The 20,605-nt window shown below is 67.9% G+C and carries 18 protein-coding genes and 1 riboswitch; of the genes, 10 read left to right on the plus strand and 8 right to left on the minus strand.

The window, feature by feature from the left end:
* On the minus strand, window positions 1-1,866 hold a 1,866-nt coding region (locus WBB14_RS16125; RefSeq protein ID WP_424240733.1), incomplete at its 3' end, for an ABC transporter ATP-binding protein/permease.
* A 92-nt stretch (window positions 1,867-1,958) separates the two neighbouring features.
* Here WBB14_RS16125 and WBB14_RS16130 point away from each other — a divergent pair.
* A complete protein-coding gene (locus WBB14_RS16130; RefSeq protein WP_424240734.1) occupies window positions 1,959-2,927 on the plus strand; it encodes a LysR substrate-binding domain-containing protein in 969 nt (322 codons plus the stop codon).
* A gap of 146 nt (window positions 2,928-3,073) precedes the next feature.
* Here WBB14_RS16130 and WBB14_RS16135 read toward each other — a convergent pair whose 3' ends face one another.
* A complete protein-coding gene (locus WBB14_RS16135; protein ID WP_424240735.1) occupies window positions 3,074-4,039 on the minus strand; it encodes a LysR family transcriptional regulator in 966 nt (321 codons plus the stop codon).
* Window positions 4,040-4,152: 113 nt separating this feature from the next.
* Between WBB14_RS16135 and WBB14_RS16140 the strand changes: the two genes are divergently transcribed.
* From WBB14_RS16140 to WBB14_RS16150, 3 genes are read left to right on the plus strand one after another with little or no spacing between them, the layout of a single operon-like run.
* On the plus strand, window positions 4,153-5,133 hold the full coding sequence (locus WBB14_RS16140) for a Bug family tripartite tricarboxylate transporter substrate binding protein (protein ID WP_424240736.1): 981 nt from the start codon (window positions 4,153-4,155) through the stop codon (window positions 5,131-5,133).
* Between the two features lie 9 nt (window positions 5,134-5,142).
* The gene (locus WBB14_RS16145; protein WP_424240737.1) at window positions 5,143-6,387 is read left to right on the plus strand and encodes a CaiB/BaiF CoA transferase family protein; all 1,245 of its coding nucleotides are present in this window, start codon (window positions 5,143-5,145) and stop codon (window positions 6,385-6,387) included.
* Between the two features lie 37 nt (window positions 6,388-6,424).
* Window positions 6,425-6,898, plus strand: a complete 474-nt coding sequence (locus tag WBB14_RS16150; protein WP_424240738.1) for a MaoC family dehydratase — start codon at window positions 6,425-6,427, stop codon at window positions 6,896-6,898.
* Here WBB14_RS16150 and hutG read toward each other — a convergent pair.
* Entirely contained in the window at window positions 6,834-7,637 is an 804-nt protein-coding gene (gene hutG / locus WBB14_RS16155; protein WP_424240739.1) for an N-formylglutamate deformylase, read from the minus strand. The genes WBB14_RS16150 and hutG overlap by 65 nt on opposite strands.
* A gap of 118 nt (window positions 7,638-7,755) precedes the next feature.
* Entirely contained in the window at window positions 7,756-8,709 is a 954-nt protein-coding gene (locus WBB14_RS16160) for a LysR family transcriptional regulator (RefSeq protein ID WP_424240740.1), read from the minus strand.
* Window positions 8,710-8,814: 105 nt separating this feature from the next.
* On the opposite strand from WBB14_RS16160, the gene WBB14_RS16165 reads away from it, so the two are divergent.
* Complete coding sequence (locus tag WBB14_RS16165; protein WP_424240741.1) at window positions 8,815-10,080, plus strand: MFS transporter; 1,266 nt, start codon at window positions 8,815-8,817, stop codon at window positions 10,078-10,080.
* On the opposite strand, the gene WBB14_RS16170 is transcribed toward WBB14_RS16165, so the two are convergent.
* Window positions 10,041-10,679, minus strand: coding sequence for a TetR/AcrR family transcriptional regulator (locus WBB14_RS16170; protein WP_424240742.1), 639 nt, complete (start codon window positions 10,677-10,679; stop codon window positions 10,041-10,043). The two genes, WBB14_RS16165 and WBB14_RS16170, sit on opposite strands and share 40 nt — an antisense overlap.
* Window positions 10,680-10,830: 151 nt before the next feature.
* On the opposite strand from WBB14_RS16170, the gene WBB14_RS16175 reads away from it, so the two are divergent.
* From WBB14_RS16175 to WBB14_RS16190, 4 genes are read left to right on the plus strand one after another with little or no spacing between them, the layout of a single operon-like run.
* On the plus strand, window positions 10,831-11,514 hold the full coding sequence (locus WBB14_RS16175; protein WP_424240743.1) for a MarC family NAAT transporter: 684 nt from the start codon (window positions 10,831-10,833) through the stop codon (window positions 11,512-11,514).
* Window positions 11,501-12,535, plus strand: coding sequence for a DUF4105 domain-containing protein (locus tag WBB14_RS16180; RefSeq protein WP_424240744.1), 1,035 nt, complete (start codon window positions 11,501-11,503; stop codon window positions 12,533-12,535). Before WBB14_RS16175 ends, WBB14_RS16180 begins: the two co-directional genes overlap by 14 nt.
* Window positions 12,532-14,436 (plus strand): esterase/lipase family protein, encoded by a 1,905-nt coding sequence (locus WBB14_RS16185; protein ID WP_424240745.1) that lies wholly within the window; start codon window positions 12,532-12,534, stop codon window positions 14,434-14,436. The genes WBB14_RS16180 and WBB14_RS16185 overlap by 4 nt, the downstream gene beginning before the upstream one ends.
* Window positions 14,436-14,651, plus strand: a complete 216-nt coding sequence (locus WBB14_RS16190; protein WP_424240746.1) for a hypothetical protein — start codon at window positions 14,436-14,438, stop codon at window positions 14,649-14,651. The genes WBB14_RS16185 and WBB14_RS16190 overlap by 1 nt, the downstream gene beginning before the upstream one ends.
* 49 nt (window positions 14,652-14,700) lie before the next feature.
* Here the strand turns inward: WBB14_RS16190 and WBB14_RS16195 are convergent, their stop codons facing one another.
* Complete coding sequence (locus WBB14_RS16195) at window positions 14,701-15,981, minus strand: LLM class flavin-dependent oxidoreductase (RefSeq protein WP_424240747.1); 1,281 nt, start codon at window positions 15,979-15,981, stop codon at window positions 14,701-14,703.
* A gap of 172 nt (window positions 15,982-16,153) precedes the next feature.
* A riboswitch (TPP riboswitch) is annotated at window positions 16,154-16,260 on the plus strand.
* 108 nt (window positions 16,261-16,368) lie between these two features.
* Between WBB14_RS16195 and WBB14_RS16200 the strand changes: the two genes are divergently transcribed.
* The gene (locus WBB14_RS16200; protein WP_424240748.1) at window positions 16,369-17,820 is read left to right on the plus strand and encodes a sodium:solute symporter family protein; all 1,452 of its coding nucleotides are present in this window, start codon (window positions 16,369-16,371) and stop codon (window positions 17,818-17,820) included.
* A 46-nt stretch (window positions 17,821-17,866) separates the two neighbouring features.
* On the opposite strand, the gene WBB14_RS16205 is transcribed toward WBB14_RS16200, so the two are convergent.
* Together WBB14_RS16205 and WBB14_RS16210 are read right to left on the minus strand one after the other, a co-directional pair.
* Window positions 17,867-19,378 (minus strand): class I adenylate-forming enzyme family protein, encoded by a 1,512-nt coding sequence (locus WBB14_RS16205; RefSeq protein WP_424240749.1) that lies wholly within the window; start codon window positions 19,376-19,378, stop codon window positions 17,867-17,869.
* Window positions 19,375-20,589: a thiolase family protein gene (locus WBB14_RS16210; RefSeq protein WP_424240750.1), complete on the minus strand. Its 1,215-nt coding sequence runs from the start codon at window positions 20,587-20,589 to the stop codon at window positions 19,375-19,377. The genes WBB14_RS16205 and WBB14_RS16210 overlap by 4 nt, the downstream gene beginning before the upstream one ends.
* Between the last annotated feature and the right edge of the window lie 16 nt (window positions 20,590-20,605).

Genomic DNA, 20,605 nt, shown 5'->3' on the forward strand with positions numbered 1-20,605 from the left:
GACCTGCACCGCGTCCGCGTCCAGCGAGCGCAGCGCCGGACCTTGCGCGCCGGATTCCTGGCCGGAGGCGTCGCGGTCCGCGGCCTGCATGGGCGCGGTCCCGGCCGTGGCCGGGGCGGCGGATCCCGCCGACGGGTTGCGGTGCGCCGCCGCTTGTTCATGCATCAGGCGGTAGTACAGGCCGCCTTGCCGCATCAGTTCCGCATGCGGTCCTTCCTCCGCGACCCGGCCCTGGTCCAGCACCAGGCAGCGGTCGGCGCCGATGACACTGGCCAGGCGGTGCGCCAGGATCAGCGTGGTGCGTCCGGCCATCAGGCGGTCCAGCGCCTGCTGGATCAGCGCTTCGTTCTCGGTGTCCACCGACGACAGCGCTTCGTCCAGGATCAGGATGGGGGCGTCGCGCAGCAGGGCGCGGGCGATCGCCACGCGCTGGCGCTGGCCGCCGGACAATTGCAGGCCGCGTTCGCCAATGCGGGTGGCGTAGCCGTCGGGCAGCGCCATGATGAAGTCGTCGATATTGGCGGCACGGGCGGCGGCGCGCACCTGTTCGTGCGTGGCGTCGGGGCGTCCCAGCCGCAGGTTGTCGTCGATGGTGCCGTGGAACAGGGTGATGTCCTGGCTGACCAGCGCGATGTGCGATAGCAGCGCCTGCGTATCCAGTTCGTTCACGTCGTGGCCGCCGATGCGGATGCGGCCCGATTGAGGCACGCATTCGCGCAGCAGCAGGCGCACGATGGTGGACTTGCCGGCGCCGCTGGGGCCGACCACGCCGACCCGCTCGCCCGCCTCGATGCGGAAGCTCAGGCCCTGGTGGGCGCGGCGCTCGGGCGTGTAGGAGAACGCCACGTCGTCGAATTCGATGGTGGGCGCGAGGCGGCCCGGCGTCTTGCCGCCATTGGCGGGCGCGGGCGTCAGGGGCTGCGCGTCCGTCAGCGCATGGATGCTGGCGGCGGCCGACTGGCCCAGCATGCCCCGGTGCAGCACCGAGCGCAGGTCGCGCAGCGGACGGAAGATCTCGGTGCCGGCCATCAGCACGATCAGCAGGGCTTCCACGCTCATGTCGCCGTGGGCCACGCGCCAGGCGCCCAGCGTCAATGCCAGCGCCGCGCCCAGCGCCACGCCCAGGTCGCTGATGCCGCGCGTCAGCAGGCTGACCGACAGCACCCAGAAGGTATTGTCCGACAGGCTGCGGGCGCGGGCGGCCAAGCGCTGGCCCCAGGCCTTGCCCTGGCCATAGGACTTCAGGGTGGGCAGGCCCTGCACCGCGTCGAGGAAGTCCTCGCCAAAATCGTTGAGCGACTTGCTGCGGGCCAGGCTGGCGCGGCGGTCCAGCATGTGCACCGCCATCGGTCCGAACAGCGCAAACAAGGCGGCCGCCAGGAACACCAGCGCGGTGGGCACGTCCCAGAACGCGATCACGGCGAAGATGGCGAAGGGCGCCGCGGCGGCAATCGCGACCTGCGGCAGGTATTGGCCGAAGAAGGCCTGCAACTGCTCGACCCCGTCCACCACCGTCAGCATCACGCCGCCGGTGCGCTGATTGGCGAACCAGGCCGGACCCAGGGTCACGATACGGTCATAGAGCCGGGCGCGCAGCGCATGCTGCACGGTGGCGGCGCAGCGGTTGGCCTGCTTGGTGCGCCAGTGGTCGAGGAAGGCGCGCAGCAGCACCATGGCGGCGGCGCACAGCGCGGGCGCGAGCCAGTCCTGCCAGGGCGCGCCGTCGAATACGCGGGCCAGCAGCTGGCCCAGGAACACGTAGCGGGCGATGCCGGCCGCCAAGGCCAGCAGCCCCAGGAAAATGCCGCCCGCCATGCCGGCGCGCAAGCCCGCCGTCAACTGCCAAAGGCGCGAATCGAAATACATAGCAAACTCCTTTCAGTGCTTGCATGGTCACTGATCCCGGGCGCCGGCGAAAGCGATAGTTTTTCAATCTAGGGTTGAGCTAGACTTGACCCATGGCCGATCTACCCAACCACACGCCGCCGCTGGCGGCACTGCGCGCCTTCGAGGCCGTCGCCCGCCTGGGCAGCCTGAGCCGCGCCGCCGCCGAACTCCACGTCACCAAGAGCGCCGTCAGCCATCAGCTGCGCGCGCTGGAGGCTGACCTGGGCGTGGCCCTGCTGCGCCGGGGAGGGACCGTGCGCCGCGCCGAAACCACCGCCGCGGGCGCGGACCTGCTGGCGTCCGTGCAACAGGCCTTGACCCTGCTGGAGACCGCCTGCCGCAACGTGCGGGCATCGGCCCGCGGCAAACGGCGCAATACCCTGAACGTTTCCGCCAATCCGTCGCTGGCCGCCATGTGGCTGGCGCCGCGCATCGGGCGCTTCATCGAACTGCATCCCGGCATCGATATCCAGGTGTATCTGCATGCCAGCCAGGACCCGGCCTGGAAAAGTCAGGACATCGACCTGGCGTTCCTGCACGTGCGCGCGATGGGGCCGCATATCGCCGAGCCCGGCGACATTCCGCTCATGACCGAGACCGTGGTGCCGGTCTGCAGCCCGTCGCTGGTCGATCCGGCCGAGCGCGGCGATCCCGGCGTTTTCCTGCGCCATCGCTGGCTGGAGGAAAAGCACGTGGACAGCCCCGAGACCGATTGGCGCACCTGGAGCCCGCGCCTGGGGCTGGCCGAATCCGACTGGCAGGAGCCCATGGTGCTGAGCGGCTTGAGCACGGTGGCCGCGGCGGCGGCCGCCGGGGTTGGCATCGCGCTCGGCCGCGCGCCATTGATCGACGAGGAACTGGCCAGCGGCCGGCTGGTGCCCCTGGTGCCGCAGCTGCGCATGCCGGGTTCCTGGGGCTACGTGATGCGGATCCAGGCCAACCGGCCGATGGATACGGCCTTGCCGACGTTGGTGGAGTTCCTGGCGGAAGAGGGGCGCAGCACGGGCGCCTGGCAGAACCTGGCGGACGCGGGTCGCTGAGGCCCGCCGGCCGCCCCTACGCTTCAGCCTGCGCCGCCTTGTTCCCGTAGCGGCGATCTGACGGTGACCGCCAAGGTGACGATCAGCGCCATCAGGATGTTGTGCGCCTGCGCCGTGGCGATGGCGTACCCGGCCGGATCCACGCGTCAATCCCGGAACAGCGTCTGGACGCTTTCGCGCACCAACGCGAACAACTCGACCGCCAGGTCGGACGGTTCGGAATCCCGCAGCCGGAAGATGGCCACGGGAGGAAGCGGGATGCGGGGGCTCACGTCCAGCAGCGTCAGGCTCAACCGTTGGGCCAGATATGCGGCGGAGTCCGAGCGCAGCAGGCCGATGAAGCCGGGCTGTTCGGCCACGACCGCGCCGATGAACGGCGGGCTGGATTCGACGGTCGCGGGCGGTACCGGTAGCCGTAGCTTGAGCAGGGCGGTGCGCAATGCATTGCGCACCAGGGAGTCCTTTGAAGGCATGACCCAGGCGTACTGCAACAGGTCTTCGATGGGTACCGGCCGGCCGGTCTCGATCGTGTCGGGGTGTGCGACAAAACGCAGCTCATCCGGATAGAGAACCTCTACATGCAGCAATGCTGCTTCGTCATCGGTCAGATTCCTGTCCGGCAGGCTGCCGATGACGAAATCGAGTTCACCGGCCATCAGCATGTCGAACAGCCTGACGGCAATGCCGTCGATGATTTCCACGTGCGCTTGCTGGTGCCGCGCCGCGATCAGAGCCACGGGGCGGGACAGCAGGGACATGCCGGTATAGGACGGGGCCCCTGCCCGCAGTGTGCGGATGGGGTTGCGGCGCAATTCTGTCAGCTCCGACTCCAGGCGCGCCAGCTTGTTGACGATCAGCCTGGCGTCATGCGTCAGCGAATCCCCGAAGGGGGTCAACGAGACCCCGTCGCGCCGCCGCTCGAAGACGGCGGCGCCCAGGGTGTCTTCCATTTCCCGGGCCATTTTGCTGATGGCCGGCTGGGACAGGGCCATCTGGTCCGCCAGTTGGCGAAAAGACAGTCCTTCCGAGACGCCCTTGATCAGTTCGAACTGCTTCAGGCGCAGGCGGCCCAGGAGTTTGGAACTGCCTTGAGGCTGCGGATTGGCGCTCATGGCTTACCCAAAAGTTATCACCAGGTGAGTTTATTTCAGTTATCAGTTAATCGTCGCCTCCTTATCCTATGGCCAGCAGTGAAAGCAAAAGTACGACAGCACCGGAGGAGACCATGAAACTCAAGAATCTGTTCGCGCCCCTGGCCGCGATGTTGATGCTGGGCGGTTTGTGCGGCGCCGTCCGGGCCGAAGCGGCCTGGCCCGCCAAGCCGGTCACCATCATTGTTCCGTTCCCGCCTGGCGGCGCCACCGACGTGATGGCCCGGCTGTTCGCTCCGCGCATCGAAGCCGCCATCGGCCGGCCCGTCGTGGTGGAAAACAAGGCTGGCGCGGGCGGCACCATCGGCACGTATCAAGTCGCCCGGGCGCGCACCGACGGATACACCTTGTTGTGGGGGACCGTCGCCACGCATGGCATCGGTCCGAACATCTACAAGAATCTCGCATACGACGCGGTGGCCGATTTCGAACCCGTCGTGCACGTGGTCGACCAGCCTTACGTGCTGGTCGCCCATCCTTCCAAGAAAATCACTTCGCTGGCGGATCTGCTCAGACAGGCCAAGGAACGGCCCGGTCAGATTTCCGTGGCCACGGCCGGGGTGGGTACTGCGGCGCACATGCTTTTCGAGAAGCTTCAGTCGGACACGGGCGCCTCGATGCTGGGGGTTCCTTACAAGGGGGCGGGTCCGGCCATGGCGGACTTGCTGGGCGGACAGGTCGATCTGGCATTCGACGTGATCCTGACCACGGCGCCCTATATCGCTGCGGGGAAGCTGGTGCCGCTTGCCGTGACCAGCGGCAAACGATCGCAGACCCTGCCCGGCGTGCCGACCATGGCCGAAGCCGGCGCAAAGGGTTTCGTTGCGTCTGGCTGGAACGGCCTGTTTGCGCCCCGCGGCACGCCCCAGGCGGTCGTCGAAAAAATCAATGCCGCCGTGAACCAGGCGCTGCAAAGTCCGGAAATCAACCGGCGCCTCTTGTCTGAGGGGTCTATCCCTGTGGGCGGCACGGCCGCGGATTTTGCCGGTTTTATCCAGGCTGAGATCCGGACCTGGGGCGTAGTGGCCAGGCAGGCCAATGTTTCGATGGATTGAGGAAAGACGATGACTGTTGAGCAAGGGAAAAAACCGGATGCTGATCAGGCCGCTCCAGGCCCCGGGGCGGGGCCGTTGGCGGGCGTGCGGGTGCTGGATATTTCCACGGTGGTGGCTGGCCCGTTCTCTGCCACGCTGATGGCGGACCTAGGGGCGGAAGTTCTGAAGATCGAGTTGCCGGGCGACGGCGACCACATACGCCAGCTACCGCCGCACAAAAGCGGCGTGGCGCTCTGGTCGAAAGTCGCGAACCGCAACAAGCGCGGCATCACGCTGGATCTGCGCCAACCGGAAGGATTGACGATACTCGAGCGCCTGTTGCCCCGCTACGATGTGCTGGTGGAGAACTTCCGGCCGGGCACGCTGGACCGCTGGGGCCTGGACATGGCGCGCTTGCGCGCCTTGCGGCCCGACCTCATCGTGCTGCGCGTTACCGGTTTTGGCCAGACCGGGCCCTACCGGTCGCGGCCCGGCTTTGCCCGGATCTTCGAGGCCATGTCGGGATTCGTGAACCTGTGCGGCGAAAAGGACGGTCCGCCGCTATATCCGGGCTTCCCGGTGTCCGATGCCTTGACCGGCGTGTTCGGCGCCTACGCCATCACGGCGGCGCTGCTGCACAGGCAGAAACACGGGGAAGGGCAGGAAATCGACCTTTCCGCAACGGAGGCGATGTTGCGGGTGCTGGATTTCATGCCGATCGAATATGACCAGCTTGGCGTTGCGCGTTCGCGCCAGGGAAATCTCAATGCCTATTCGGCGCCCAGCAGTGTGTACAAGACCCGCGATGACAAATGGGTGGTGCTGGCCGTCAGCGCGCCCACCGTGTTCCGGCGGCTGGCCTTCGCCATCGGGCGCGCCGATTTGCTGGATGATCCATTGTTCAGCACCAATACCGCCCGCATCCAGAACCGCGCCCAGATCGAGGCCATCATGGAAAACTGGTTCCGTGCGCATGCGCTTTGCGATGCGTCCGACATCCTGATGCGGCACGAGGTCAGCTTCAGTCCCATCTACGATATCGCCGACATCGTGGCGGACCCGCATTTCATCGAGCGCCAGGTCCTGGTGCGAGTCGAGGACGAGGAACTGGGCTGCGTCAGCATGCAGAACGTAGTGCCCCGGTTTTCGGCGACGCCGGGCCGGATCTGGCGGACCGGACCCGGCGTCGGCCAGCACAACGACGATGTCTATGGGCAGGAACTGGGCATGTCGCGGGCGCAGCAGGCAGACCTGCGCGAGCGCAACATCATCTAGGACCGCGCGCAGGGATTACGACATGACGATTCCATTGTTGCCGCCGCGCTTTAGCGGCGTCTTTACGCTTTCGAGCGCGCTGCATGACGCTTATCTCCAGGCGGTTGGCGGCGGACATCCGGTGCATAGCTCGCGGGAGCTGGCCTTGCAGTCCGACTTTGCGGACGTGCCGCTGGCCGGCATCCATGTATTGGGCGCGGCAATGGCGACATTCACGCGCCAGTTTGCCGGCAACCCCATGCTGCTGCTGAAGGTGGAAACGAAATTCCTGCGTCCGGCTTACCCCGGCGACGCGCTCGCGCTGGAACTCGAACTGCGTGAAAGCGGGGAGGTCGCCGGCACGCCGTTCACGGGCGGCCGGTACCAGGGCTATTGCATCGATGCGGGCCAGCAAGAGGTGCTGATGCTCGATTTCAAGATACGCGTGGCTTTGGCTGGAAGCAGCCTTAGCGCTGGCGCGCCGCAGTCTGCGTCAACGCCGACTGCACCATGCCTTCGACCAGCGGGATGACCTTGGCGGCCAGTTCGGGGCGGTAGGCGTAGGGGTGCGTTTCGTCCATGTAGGTGGACTGGCACATTTCCAGCTGGATCGCGTGGACATTGTCTGCCGGGCTGCCGTAGTGGCGCGTGATATAGCCGCCCTTGAAGCGGCCGTTGACCGCCCAGGTGTAGGCGGTGTTGTCGCGCAGCTGGCTTTCGACCGTTGCCAGGATATCGGGCGCGCAGGCTGCGCTGTCGGCGGTGCCGATGTTCAGGTCAGGCAGCTTGCCTTCGAACAGGCGCGGCAGCACGCTTGCGATCGAGTGCGCTTCCCACAGCAGCACGGCGCCGTGCTCGGCCTTGATGCGGTCGATTTCCTCGCACAGCTTGGCGTGGTAGGGCTTCCAGTAGGTCTGCAGCCGGTGTTCGCGCTCGGCGTCGGTGAGGACGGCTTCGTTGCGGTAGAGGGCGTCGCCGCGGAAGGTCTGGGTCGGGCACAGGCCGGTCTTGGTCTGGCCGGGATACAGGCTTTCATCGTTGGGCGGGCGGTTCAGGTCCACCACGTAGCGCGAGTAGCGCGCGCCGATGACCGATGCGCCCAGCGCCTCGGCGAATTGGTACAGCGTGTCGAGGTGCCAGTCGGTGTCGCCCGACTGCAGGCCCAGCGGCGTCATCTGCGCGCGCTGCGAGTCGGGAATCATGCTGCCCAGGTGGGGAATGGAGATCAGCAGCGGCGCCGTGCCGCGGCTGAATTGGTAGATGTCGCTCAAGTAAAACTCCGGGGGAAATGGCGGGGCGCAGGCAAGGGCATGCCTGGCAGCGTCCCTGGGTATCCGGTATTGCGCCGTCTGGGGCAATGCCGGCAATCATAGTGGATCGGGCGCATGCCTACGCCCGCGGCGGCGTTGCGTCGTTGGCCCAGGGCGCGCCGCCGCTCCATTTGCTGGCGATGGCGTCGATCAGGACCCGTACCTTGGGCGCCAGGTGGCGGCGGTGCGGATAGACCGCGCAGACCGGCGCGCCGGCAGGAGCCACGGATTCCAGCACCGGCGCCAGCCGGCCGGCGCGCAGGTCCTCGCCGACCAGGAAGGCGCCCAACTGGGCGATGCCTTCGCCCGCCAGGGCGGCGTCGCGCAGCGCCTCCGTGTTGCCCAGCCGCAAGCGGCCGGCCACGTGCACGGCGCGCTCCTGGCCGTTGATGGCAAAACGCCAGGGCGTCAGGGCGCCCGCGTGGGTATAGGCCAGGGTCTGGTGGCTGGCCAGGTCATCCAGGCTGGCAGGCGCGCCGTGGCGGTCCAGGTAGCCGGGCGCGGCGCAGGCGATCAGGCGGTGCGGCGCCAGCGCCCGGCGCACCAGCCGGCTGTCGGTTTCGCCGCCGATGCGGATGGCCACGTCGACGCCGTCGCGCACCAGGTCGATGTAGTCGTCGGAAAAGCTGACGTCGGCCTCGACCTCGGGCCAGTCCCGCAGGTAGGCGCGCAGCAGCGGCATGATGTGCAAGCGCCCCAGCGACACCGGCAGGTCGATGCGCAGCCTGCCGCGCGGCGCCTGCTTGCGGCTGGCCATGGCGTCGGTGGCGTTGTCCACCTCGGACAGGATGCGCTGCGCGTGTTCGTAAAAGACGCGGCCCTCGTCGCTGAGGCTGACGCTGCGGGTGCTGCGGTGGAGCAATCGTGCGCCCAGGCCCAGCTCCAGGCGCGCGATGCACTTGCCGATGGCCGAACGCGACAGGCCGAGTTTTTCCGCCGCGGCGGTAAAGCTCTGCGTGTCGGCCACGCGCACGAACGCAAGCAGGTCGCCGATGTGGTCCAGGCGGGCGGCCGGATAGGGTGAATTGCGCACGATTCGTCCCTTGTGTTTATTGATTTGCCTACTTTATCAGCAAAATGGAAACAGTAGACTGCCTAGGGGTCGGCCTGGCAAGGGCCTTACCCGGAATCTCCCATCATGACCCGCGGCACCTCGTTGCAAGACCCGGCCACTCCTGGCTCCCCGATCCCGCCACCGCAGGCGGATGGCACGGGATGGCACGCGTGGCTGGGCGTCATCGCCGTGGGCCTCGCGACCTTTTGCGTGGTCACCACTGAAATGTTGCCGGTGGGGCTGTTCGTTCCCATCACCGCCGCGCTCGACGTCTCGGTAGGCATGGGCGGCTTCATGCTGTTCGTGCCCGCCATCCTGGCGGCGCTGTTCGCACCGCTGGTCGTCATCGGGGCGAAGGGCGCGGACCGCCGCGCGATCCTGTGCGGCCTGCTGGCGCTGCTGGTCTGCGCCAACGCGGCCAGCGCCTGGGCGCCCAGCATGCCGTGGTTCCTGGCGGCGCGGGTCCTGGTGGGTTTCTGCATCGGCGGCATTTGGGCGATCGCGGGCGGACTGGCGGGCAGGCTGGTCGGGCCAGGCGCAGTGGGACTGGCCACGGCAATCATCTTCGGCGGAGTCGCGGTGGCGTCCGTGCTGGGCGTGCCGTTGGGCGCCTTCATCGGCGAGCTGGCTGGCTGGCGCGCGGCCTTCGGCGTCATGGCGGCGCTGTGCGCCGGCGTGCTGCTCTTGAATCTGCTGAGCCTGCCGCCGCTGCCCGCTACGCGCTCGCTGCGGCCGCGCCAACTGCTCTCGCAGCTGGCCAATCCGGGCCTGCGGCAGGGTCTGCTGATCACGCTGTTCCTGGTCGCCGGCCATTTCATGGCCTACACCTTCGTGCGTCCGCTGTTGCAGATCCATGCTGCGTTCGGGGAGAGCTGGATAGGGCCGCTGCTCTTTGCCTATGGCGCGGCAGGCGTGGCGGGCAACTTCCTGGGCGGGGCGGCGGCCGCGAAACGTCCGGCCGCGACCCTGCTTGCGATCGCGGCCAGCCTGTTGCTGATCTTGCTGTTGCTGGCCATGCTGGGGCAGCTGCGCCCAGCCGTCGTCGCCTTGCTGTTGCTGTGGGGCCTGGCCTATGGCGCGGTTTCGGTGTCGCTGCAAACCTGGATGATGAAGGCGGCGCCGGACGCGGTGGAGGCCGCCACCTCGCTGTTCGTCGCGGTATTCAACCTGGGCATCGCGGCGGGTTCGCTGCTGGGCGTGCCCAGCGTGGACGCGCTGGGGTTGCAGGCCAATCTGTGGCTGGCCGCGGCCTGCATGCTGTGGCCGGCGATGATAGTGGCGCGGGCGGGGTGGGGCGAATTGCGCAACGGCTATGCGCGGAAGGCGCGCAACAGTGTGTCCACGCCGTAGCGGCAGGTGGCCAGATGATCCTCGTCCGGACCTTCGGCCCGGCCGCCGGTCAGCCGCGCGAGCGAGGCGATGCCGTTGATCAGGTTACCGAGGGTGCGCGCCGCCAGGCGCGGATCGTCGATGCGCAGCTCGCCACGCTCGCACGCCCGCTGCAGGCATTGCTCCAGGGGCGCATGGAGCTGCATTTCCACAGCCAGCCGCAAGGATTCGGCCAATTGCGGCAGGCGATGCGATTCCGAGACGATCAGGCGGTACAGCGCGGCCGATTTAGGCTGCAGGGCGTAGCTCAACAGGCGTCGCGCCAGTTCGTGCAGGGCCGGGCCGACGGGCTGGTCCAGCATGTCGTCCGCGAATACCGCCGCGCGCATGCCGTTCAATTCGTGTTCCAGCACCGCGACCAGCAGGCCCTCCTTGTTGCCGAACAACTGGTAGGCGGTGGCGGCCGAGCCGCCCGCCTGCTGCACGACGCGCTGGATGGACGTCTGCGCGTAGCCATGCTCCAGCAGTGACTGCTTGGCGGCTTCGAGCAAGCGTTCGCGGCGCGCTTCGCCCCGGCTGGTCAGCGCGCGCGGCGCCGTATGGTCTGGAATCGTGGCCACTTCGTCCCCTGGCCGCGCATGGGGCGCGGACTTCCCGCACCAAGCCATGCGCCTGGCTGAATTTGTGTAATGTATAGTACATTACGCCGATGCAATATCATCCAAACCGCTGCGACGCGCCGCAACAGCGGCGCTCGCGGCGCATATCGCTATGACTGACGACCTGGTTCAATTGGGAAAGCTGGTCAGCCTGGGGCTGGCCTTGATGCTGCCGCTGGCCAACCCTCTGACCTCCATGACGCTGTTGCTGTCCCTGGGCCAGCAGATTCCCTATAAAGAGCGCGAACGCCAGGTCAAGCAGGCGGCTTTCTACGTGGTCGGCATCATGGTGGTGACCTACTACGCCGGCGCCTGGATCATGCATACCTTCGGCATTTCGATTCCGGGGCTGCGCATCGCCGGCGGCCTGATCGTGGCCAGCATAGGTTTCAGCATGGTGTTTCCGTCCACGCCGTCGACCGCTTCCGAGGCTGACGTGGCCGATGCCCAGGTCAACCGCCAAACGCCCAATATCGCTTTCGTGCCGTTGGCGATGCCGGGGACGGCCGGGCCGGGCACCATCGCCATGATCATCAGCGGCGCGTCGACCCTGGACGCGTCGGCGGCGCATACCTACGCGCCCTGGGTGCTGGCGGTGACTCCCCTCATCGTGTTCTCCCTGCTGGGCCTGCTGTTCTGGATCTGCCTGCGCTCGGCCGGGCGCATCGTGGCCGTGATCGGCCAGGGCGGGGTGGAGGCCATCTCCCGCATCATGGGCTTCCTGCTGGTGTGCATGGCGGTGCAGTTCGTGATCAACGGCGTTCTGGAAATCGTGCAGCAACATGGCAGCCTCTAATCCTGCCCGTCGCGGCTGGCTGGCTATCGCCGGGCGCATCGCCTTCAGCCTGCTGCTCATTCTTTCCGCGCTATGGGGCTGCCTGGCGCTGGCTTATCGCGCGCCGGGCGGCCAGCTCGCGCAGGGCGCGGCGGCGCTGGCCTGGGCCGCGCTCTGCCTGTACGCAGCCGTCGCGCCGTGGCGCGGGCGCACGCGGCGCGCCATCTGCACCTGGCTGGTCGGCATGGCCGCCTTGTGCCTGTGGTGGCAGACCCTGGCGCCATCCAACGACAGGATCTGGGCGGACGACGTGGCGCGCACGCTGCGCGGCAGCGTTTCCGGATCCATCGTCACCTTGGACAGTGTGCGCAACTTCGACTGGCAAGCCGATACCGATGCGCGCTACACGGCGCGCTGGGAAAGCCAGCAATACAACTTGAACGAGCTGGCCTCGGTGGACATGGTGCTGTCGTACTGGGGCAGCCCGGCCATCGCCCACACGCTGGTCTCCTTCGGCTTTACCGACGGCCGCCACGTCGTGTTCTCGGTCGAGATCCGCAAGGAGCGCGGCGAACAGTTCTCGGAGATCGGCGGATTCTTCAAGCAGTTCGAACTCAGCGTGATCGCCGCCCAGGAGCGCGACATCCTCTACGTGCGCGCCGGGCCGCGCGCCGAGCGCGTGTACCTCTATCCCGTCGACATGCCGGTGCCCGCCATGCGCGAATTGTTCTTGTCCTATGTGCGCACCGCGAATGAGCTGGCCGACGAGCCGCGCTTCTATCACACGGTGACGGCCAACTGCACGACGCTGGTCTACCGCATGGTGCGCGCGATCGTGCCGGGCCTGCCCATGGATTACCGCATTCTCCTGTCCGGCTACCTGCCGGAATATCTCTACGAGCGGGGCGGGCTGGATACGGGCAAGCCGCTCGCCACGCTGCGCCAACAGGCCTATATCGGCAGGCCCGCCTTGCCCGGTCCCGATCCGGTCGAGTTTTCGCGGGCCATCCGCCAGCCAGCGTCCGCGGGGGCCGCGCAATGATCGGGCTCTGGCGTGCCGGCGCGAAGGGCTGCGCGATCCTGGGCCTGCTGGCGTGCGCCGGCTGCGCGGGCGTCAAGGTGTCGTCCGTCAGCACGCAGGACTACATCGCCCAGCGCCGCGGCGACGTGCTCACCACCGGCCAGCTCAGCGCCTCCGCGCGCGAGTCCATGGCCGTGCTGGGCCTGAACGCGCAGGATTGCCGCAAGGACCGCGACGCTTGCACCCAGTCGCTGGCCACGATGGAAGGGCTGGACAGCGAACGGCGCCTGGCTACGCTGTCCGAAGTCTGGCTGATGGAGGCGCTGGCCACGGAGAAGGAGCGCCCCGCCAGCCAGGCCGGCCAGGACGAGCTGCTGGACGCTTACCTGCAGACGGCGCGGGCCGCCTACGCCTATTTGTTCTTCACGCCGCGCTCGCCCAGCGACCGCGCCTTCGAGGACCGCCAGACGCAGGTGCGCGACTATTACAACTACGCCGTGCAGCAGGCCGTCACGGGCCTGTTCGAACAGTATCGCGGCCGTCCTCCGGAACCCGGCACGAAGATGAGGGCTGGCGCCTGGCAGGTGCTGGGCGAGATGTCCGACGTCAAGCTGCCCGGCGGCAAGCAGTTCCCGCACGAACTGGTGCCCGCCTCGACGTTGACGTTCCGGGGGCTGCGCAGCATGTACCGGCGCGACGGCTTCGGCGCTGAGCTCGTGGCGGTCACCGCGCGCCGCGTAAACGATGCCGACACCTTCAAGACGCCGTATAGCGAAACGCCATTTCCCGCCGTGACCGTCATCATCGGCTTTCCAGGCGACACGCTGGAGCAGGTCATGGCCTCGCAGGAAGCGACGCTGGCGGCATATGACCCCTATAGGCGGGACACGGTGGCGCTGGCCGGTACCACGGTACCCCTGGCAGCCAACTTCACCTCGGGCTACGGCCTGTGGCTGGCGCGATCGGGCTTCGCCACCCAGGCGCTGCGCAACGTGCTGGGCAAGGAAGAGGGCATCGACGCGCCGCATGTCTACCTGTTGCAGCCCTATGACCCGGACCGGCGCACCGTCATCATGCTGCACGGCCTGGCCAGCAGCCCCGAGGCCTGGATCAACGTCGCCAATGAGGTCCTGGGCGACGAAACCCTGCGTCAGCATTTCCAAATCTGGCAGGTCTACTATCCGACCAACGCGCCGCTGGCGCTGAACAACCGCGCCATCCGCGACGCGCTGCGGCAGACCATCGAACATTTCGATCCCATGGGGACCGCGCAGGCTTCGCGCGACAGCGTCATCATCGGGCACAGCATGGGCGGCGTGCTGAGCCGGCTGCTGGTATCCTCGTCCGGCACCGTGCTGTGGGACGCGCTGCGCGACCAAGCCAAGCTGGACGAGACCCAGCTCGCCCAGGCGCGCACCGAATTCGACCCGGTGCTGACTTTTGAGGCGTTTCCCGGCATATCGCGCGCGGTATTCATCGCGGCGCCGCATCGAGGCACGCCGTTTGCCGAGAACACTTTGTCGCGTTGGCTGTCCAATCTGATCACGCTGCCTGTGACGGTGGTCAGGCAGTTCGCCAAGCTCAATCGCCTGGCCGACGCCGATGGGCCGCCCCGGCCCGAATCCTCGATCCGGGTGCCAAACGGCGTGGACAACCTGAGCGAAAAGGACCGATTTGTGAGATTGACCGCTTCCATGCCGATTTCGCCGTCGGTGCGCTACCACAGCATCATTGCGAACCACACGCCCGGCGTCCCGCTGGCGGATTCGGACGACGGCCTGGTGCCGTACCGCAGCGCGCACCTGGACGGCGCCGAATCCGAGAAGATCATCAGCTTCTCGCATAGCGTGCAAGAGACGCCGGAGGCGATCCTGGAGCTACGGCGCATTCTGCGGTTGCAGCTTGAGCAGGGGGCGCGTTGATGCACGGGTTATTGATCGGCCTACTGCTCGTCGCCGCCTGTGCGCTCACCGCTGCGCTTTTGCGCCAGCCGGGCGTGGTGCTCTACGACTGGATCGCGACGCGCGCAAACCGGCGGCGGGCCGCCGACCTGCAGCTGCAACCCCCAAGCAACGGGGCGGCGACGCGCGAAGCCGTCGACGCCAAGCGCCGCCAGCCTGCCACCCAAGCCGGATAACCCAGGTCGCCAAGCCGATATGGCCGGTCAGGAAATGCAGTATTGCGGCTTACGCGGGTGCCAGCCCCAGGTGCCCGCGCAGCGTGCTGTGCTGGTACTCGGTGCGGAACAGCCCCCGGCGCCGCAGCACCGGAATCACGTGTTCGACGAAATCATCGATGCCCCCGGGCAGGGATGGCGGCATCAGATTGAAGCCGTCGGCCCCTTCGCTCCGGTACCAGTGCTCCATCTTGTCGGCGATCTGTTCCGGCGTGCCCACCATGGTGCAGTGGCCGCCGCCGGCCGCCAACCGTCCGAGCAGCTGGCGCACCGTGGGTTTTTCGGTCTCGATGATGCGCAGAATGGTCGCGTAGCGGCCCTTGGGGCCAGTGAATTCAGATAAGGGCGGCAGGGCGGGCACGGGCGCGTCCAGCTCCCATGTCGAGCAGTCCTGCAGCACGAACGTGCCCAGCTGGCGCAGCGAGGCGTCGCTGGGCAGCAGCACGTCCAGTTCGCGCTGCTTGGCGCGGGCTTCGGCCTCGGTCGAGCCCACGTACGTGACCAGGCCCGGCATGATGGGTACGAAATCCTGGCGGCCGGCGGCCAGCACGCGGCGCTTGATGTCGCGGTAATAGGCTTGCGCCGCCGGCAGGTCGTAGGCGACCGCGTAGATCGCTTCGGCGCGCCTGGCGGCCAGGTCGCGGCCCTGGTCCGAGGCGCCGGCCTGGAACAATACCGGGCGGCCTTGCGGCGGACGCGGCACCGTCAGGGGGCCGTCGACCAGGAAATGTTCGCCGTGGTGCCCGATCTTGCGCACGCGCGCAGGCACGCCATACTCGCCAGCGCGGTCGATGGCCAGGGCGTCCTGGTCCCAGGAGTCGAACAGCTGGAGCGCGACGTCGACGAATTCCTCGGCGCGCGCATAACGCCAGTCATGTCCGGGCATGGATTCGTAGCCGTGGTTGCGCGCTTCGGCGTCGAACATCGACGTGACCACGTTCCAGCCCATGCGCCCGCCCGAGATATGGTCCAGCGAGGCCACCATGCGGGCCGCGTGGAAGGGCGTGAAAAAAGTGCTGGAGACGGTGCTGATCAAGCCGATGCGGGAAGTGGCGCGCGCGATCGCGGCCATGGCGGTCAGCGGTTCCAGGTACCAGCGCGGGCCGTCGCCGATGTTGTCGACCGATTGCCCGTCGGCGAAGAAGATGGCGTCCAGCTTGCCGCGTTCGGCGGTGCGCGCCAGTTCCTCGTAGTAGGCGATGTCGCCCAGCCGTTCGGCGGCGGAATCGGGGTGGCGCCAGGCGGCGCGGTGGTGGCCGCAGCCGAAGATGAACAGGTTCAGATGCAGCATGGCGATCCGTTCCGGGCGGGGGCGGTGTAAGACGCGATAGACATGGTCAGGCTCTTCGATTCCAGCGGCGGACAGGCAAACAGGCGCCGCACGCCGGCGAACTTAGCACAAAGCCGCGGGCGGCGTCCGCGCCAAGCGCGTTGACATTGCCGTGCCGCTCTCCTAATCTTGCGGCAATTCCTGGGGGAGCCCTGCAAGGGCTGAGATTCCGCGGCAACGCGGTAACCCTTTGAACCTGATCCGGGTAATGCCGGCGAAGGGAAGGACATCGCGCAGTCCGCGCGCCCTCCCTAGACTTTCATTCATCTTGCGGCCTGCGCACGGAAGCGTGGCGGAGCCGCCGCGTTGCGCGTCCGGCTGCCAGCCGGCAGCGGGAGGACCGATACCATGTTGACCCAATCCACCGCCCTGATGTGGCTGCTGCTGTTTTCGGGCGGCTTCGCCGTGGCCAGCGTGCTGTACACGCGGCGCAAGCGCGGCACGCTGGAGGACTACATCGTCGCCCGCAACAGCCAGGGCGCCTTCGGCACCATCCTGACGCTGATGGCGTCGACCCTGGGCGCCTGGATCCTGTTCTCGCCCGCCCAAGCGGCGACCTGGGGCGGCCTGGCAGCAGTCATCGGCTACGCGCTGGGATCGATGTCGCCGCGCCTGGTGATGATTCCGCTGGGGCGGCGCATGCGCGAACTGATCCCGCACGGCCACACCCTGACGGAATTCCTGATGGCGCGCTACGGCCGGCCCATGTACGGGCTGGCGCTGTTCATCATGCTGTTCTATCTCTTTATCGCGCTGTCGGCCGAAGTCACGGCCATCGCCAAGCTGGTTACCATGCTGGCGCCCGTGCCGCTGTGGGCCACCGCTGCGATCGTGATGGGCACCACCTTGCTCTACACCACCTATGGCGGCTTGCGCTCGTCGATCTTCACGGACCAGGTGCAGATGATGGTGATCGTGCCCTTGCTGGTGATCCTGTGCCTGGTCGGCTGGCAGGCCGCCGGCGGCGCCATGCCCACCATCGAAGCGCTGCAAGCCAAGGCGCCGCAGCTGCTGGACCTGACCGATCCGGTGGGCATCAAGGCCGGGCTGACCTTCTTCGTCGCCATCCTGCTGACCGGCATCTTCCACCAGGGCAACTGGCAACGCATCTACGCCGCGCGCGACGCGCGCTCCATGCGCAACGGCTTCTTGCTGGGTGGCCTGCTGGTCGCGCCGTTCATCTTCCTGATGGGGCTGTTCGGGCTGGCCTTCGTCGGTCTGGCGCCGCAGGGCGACAGCTCCATCGCGCTCTTCAGCGTCATCATGCCGCACGCGCCCGCCTGGTTCGTGATCGCCCTGATTCCGCTGGGGCTGTCGCTGGTCATGAGCACCGCCGACACGGCGATCAGCGCCGTTTCCAGCATTATCGCGGTCGACATGCGCCGCCTGATGCCCAACGCCAGTTCCATGACCATGAAGCGCCTGGCGCGCTGGCTGGTGCTGCTGATGGCCATCCCGGTCATGATCGTGGCGTCGCAGGGCTACAGCGTGCTGTACCTGTTCCTGCTGGCCGACCTGCTTTGTTCCGCCGCCGCGTTTCCGGTCTTCTACGGCCTGTTCAGCCGCAAGCACGATGGCCTCACCGCAACCGTCGCCACCGTCTCCGGCCTCGCGGCGGGCCTGTTCTTCTTCCCGGCGCCGGGCGACAAGCCCTCGTTCCTGCTGGAGTCCTTCCTGCTGGCCGCGGTGGTGCCGGTGGTGACGACGGTGTTGATGCGTTGTCTGCTGCGCGGCCGCAAGGAATTCGATTTCTCGACCCTGAGCGCGGCGGTGCGCAGGCTGGATCAGGATCCGGCCTGAACGGCCGTTGCGCGGCGTGGCGCCCCAAGCGGGCGCCACGCCGCCATTACGGCGCGCGCAGCGCCTTCTTGTCCACCTTGTTGGCGCCCGTGTAGGGCAGGGCGTCCAGAATGCTGATCACTGCGGGCACCTTGTAGCGCGCCAGATTGGACTGGCAGTGCGCGATCAACCCGGCCGCGTCGACAGCCGCGCCCGGCCGCAGGACCACGAAGGCGCGGATGACCTCGCCGCGGTAGCTGTCCGGCCAGCCCACCGCCGCGGCTTCGGCCACGTCCGGATGCAGGTACAGCACTTCATCGACCTCGCGCGGATACACGTTGTAGCCGCCGGAAATCACCAGGTCTTTCTTGCGGTCGCGGATGTACAGGAAACCGTCCGCCGCATACTCGCCAATGTCGCCCGTATACAGCCAGCCCTCGCGCAGGGTTTCGGCGGTGGCGTCGGGCCTGGCCAGGTAGCCCTGCATGATCTGCGGCCCGCGCGCGCGGATTTCGCCGCGCTGGCCGGGCGGCAGCACGACAGTCCCCGTTTCCAGATCGACCACCTGCACTTCCGTGTTCGCGACAGGCGTGCCGACCGAGCCATGGCGGGTTCCGGCCGGACCGTTGTAGGTGAGGATGGGGCCGGCTTCGGTCTGGCCATAGCCTTCGTAGATCGGCGCGCCCACGGCGGCCTCCCAGCGCCGGTGTACCTCTTCGGCCAGCGGGGCGGATCCGGAATAGCAGGCGCGCACGCTGGACCAGTCGGTGTCGGCAAAGCGCGGGTGCGACAGCAGGCCGGTATAGATGGTGGGGCTGCCGGGAAACAGCGTGATGCGCTCGCGCTCCACCGCGTCGCAGACGTCGTCGGGGCGGTAGCGCGGCAGCAGCACCAGCGTGGCCGCGGCGCTGGCGGCCAGGAACAATCCCATGGCCATGCCGTAGGAATGGAACAGCGGCATGGCGCAAAGCACGCTGTCGGCGCCGTAGCGGGTGGGCAGGGCCAGTTCCCGCTGCAGCACATTGGTGGCGATGGCGTCGCGCCCGAGGATCACGCCCTTGGGCTGCCCGGTCGTGCCGCCGGTGTACTGCAGCAGGGCCGGCGCCAGCGCATCGGCGTCGCCCGGCGGAGAGTCCTCGTCGCCCGGCGCGGGTTCCATCCACGCGCGGGCCTCGTCTTCCGTGACCAGCCGGATCCCGAGCGCCGCGGCCAGGGGCGTCGCGACGGCGGCCGACGGCGCATCGGCGATCAGTAGCGCGGGCTGCGCGTCGCGCAGGATGAACTCCAGTTCGCGCGCCGTGTAGAGCGGATTCAGGGGCACGTGCTGGTTGCCCGAGCATTGCAGCGCCAGCGTTATCACGCAGGCCAGGTCCGAGTTGCCCAGCAGCGTTGCGACCCGCGCGCCCGAGGCAGCATGGGCGCGCAGATGGCGGGCGGTCGCCCAGACTTCGGCGGCGTAGCGTCGGTAGTCGATGCGGCGCGTGTCGCAGACCAGGGCCGTGCGTTCAGGACAGTCGCGCGCCGCGCGGGCCAACAGGGCGGGAATGCGCAAGACGCCTTCAAGGCTGGCGTGGTTCATCGGGCGGCTCCGCCGGCGTCCACGCTCAATACCACCGCCATGGCGCTGTCGCCGGCCGCGCAGCCCGTGAACAGGCCCAGGCCGCCGCCGCGCTCCGCCAGTTCCTCGATGAGTTCGATGACGGACCGAAGCCCGGTCGGGCTTTGAGGGTGGCCCCACACCAGCGAGCAGCCGTACTGGTTCATGGCCATCACGTCGAACCCCGTGGCGCGCGCCAGCGCGATGTCGGAGACCACGAAGGGATTGTGAGTCTTCACCGCGTGCAGGTCGGCCATCGCCAGGCCAGCGCGTCGCAGCGCGTTGCCGGCGGCTTCGATGGGCGCCCGCGGCATGTAGCCCTTTTCGGTGCGCGACTGGCCGAAGGCCAGGATCTCGATGCCGATCTCGGGCCGGCGTGATAGTTCGCGGGCGCGTCCGGCGGTCGCCAGGATCATGCCCGCGTTGCCGTCCGCCGGATGAGTCTGACCGCCGTAGGTGATGGTGCCGCCGGGCAGCACCGCCGAAAGGCGCGCCAGGCCCTCCGCCGTGGTGGCGTGGATGCCTTCGTCGCCTTCAAGCACCGATGCGATCTTGGCGTAGCGCGCGTCGGGCACCTCGAAGGGCAGCGTCATGTAGCGCTGCTGGAACCGGCGGCCGTCGGCGCAGGCCTGCGCGTACTGCTCGTAGCGGCGCAGGGTGACCGCATTCTGTTCTGCAGTGGATATGCCATGGCGCTCGGCCACGCGCTCCCCGGTTTGCAGCATGGACAGGCCGCTCCAGGGATCGTGCGAAAAGTTGTCCAGCACCCAGTTTTCGTGCGAGCCGGAGCCGCCGGGGCCGGCCGGGTCGGGATGATAGAGCTGCGGGCCGTTGGATACGCGGTCGGCCATGAGGACCAGCGAGGTCTCGGCGTGGCCGAGCATGAGCTCGGCCGCGGCCGTGGCCAGGCCGCGCACCGAGGTGGCGCAGGCCTGCGAGACCACCGGTCCCGCCAGATGGGGCGCCCCGAGCATGCCGGCCACCCAGGGCAGGCCATAGAACGAGCCCTGCTGCGGCACCGAGCAGCCCAGCACCGCGCTTTGCAGCGCCGCGGGGGCGATGCCGCGGCGCTCCAGCTCCCGGCGCGCGGTCCAGGCCGCGAAACGCAGGCTGTGCAGGCGCGACAGGCTGCCCTGCCAACGCGAGAAAGGGGTGCTCCAATACACGCCATAAGGAATGTGTACGCGGGTCATGCGAACTCCTGCTGCA

This window comes from Achromobacter sp., assembly GCF_049647645.1.
Lineage (GTDB): Bacteria > Pseudomonadota > Gammaproteobacteria > Burkholderiales > Burkholderiaceae_B > Achromobacter.

Coding starts and splice junctions, on each gene's coding strand:
- WBB14_RS16130 (WP_424240734.1), top strand. CDS start 1,959: ATGGCCGATCTACCCAACCACACGCCGCCGCTGGCGGCACTGCGCGCC.
- WBB14_RS16135 (WP_424240735.1), bottom strand. CDS start 4,039: ATGAGCGCCAATCCGCAGCCTCAAGGCAGTTCCAAACTCCTGGGCCGC.
- WBB14_RS16140 (WP_424240736.1), top strand. CDS start 4,153: ATGAAACTCAAGAATCTGTTCGCGCCCCTGGCCGCGATGTTGATGCTG.
- WBB14_RS16145 (WP_424240737.1), top strand. CDS start 5,143: ATGACTGTTGAGCAAGGGAAAAAACCGGATGCTGATCAGGCCGCTCCA.
- WBB14_RS16165 (WP_424240741.1), top strand. CDS start 8,815: ATGACCCGCGGCACCTCGTTGCAAGACCCGGCCACTCCTGGCTCCCCG.
- WBB14_RS16175 (WP_424240743.1), top strand. CDS start 10,831: ATGACTGACGACCTGGTTCAATTGGGAAAGCTGGTCAGCCTGGGGCTG.
- WBB14_RS16180 (WP_424240744.1), top strand. CDS start 11,501: ATGGCAGCCTCTAATCCTGCCCGTCGCGGCTGGCTGGCTATCGCCGGG.
- WBB14_RS16185 (WP_424240745.1), top strand. CDS start 12,532: ATGATCGGGCTCTGGCGTGCCGGCGCGAAGGGCTGCGCGATCCTGGGC.
- WBB14_RS16190 (WP_424240746.1), top strand. CDS start 14,436: ATGCACGGGTTATTGATCGGCCTACTGCTCGTCGCCGCCTGTGCGCTC.
- WBB14_RS16195 (WP_424240747.1), bottom strand. CDS start 15,981: ATGCTGCATCTGAACCTGTTCATCTTCGGCTGCGGCCACCACCGCGCC.
- WBB14_RS16200 (WP_424240748.1), top strand. CDS start 16,369: ATGTTGACCCAATCCACCGCCCTGATGTGGCTGCTGCTGTTTTCGGGC.
- WBB14_RS16205 (WP_424240749.1), bottom strand. CDS start 19,378: ATGAACCACGCCAGCCTTGAAGGCGTCTTGCGCATTCCCGCCCTGTTG.
- WBB14_RS16210 (WP_424240750.1), bottom strand. CDS start 20,589: ATGACCCGCGTACACATTCCTTATGGCGTGTATTGGAGCACCCCTTTC.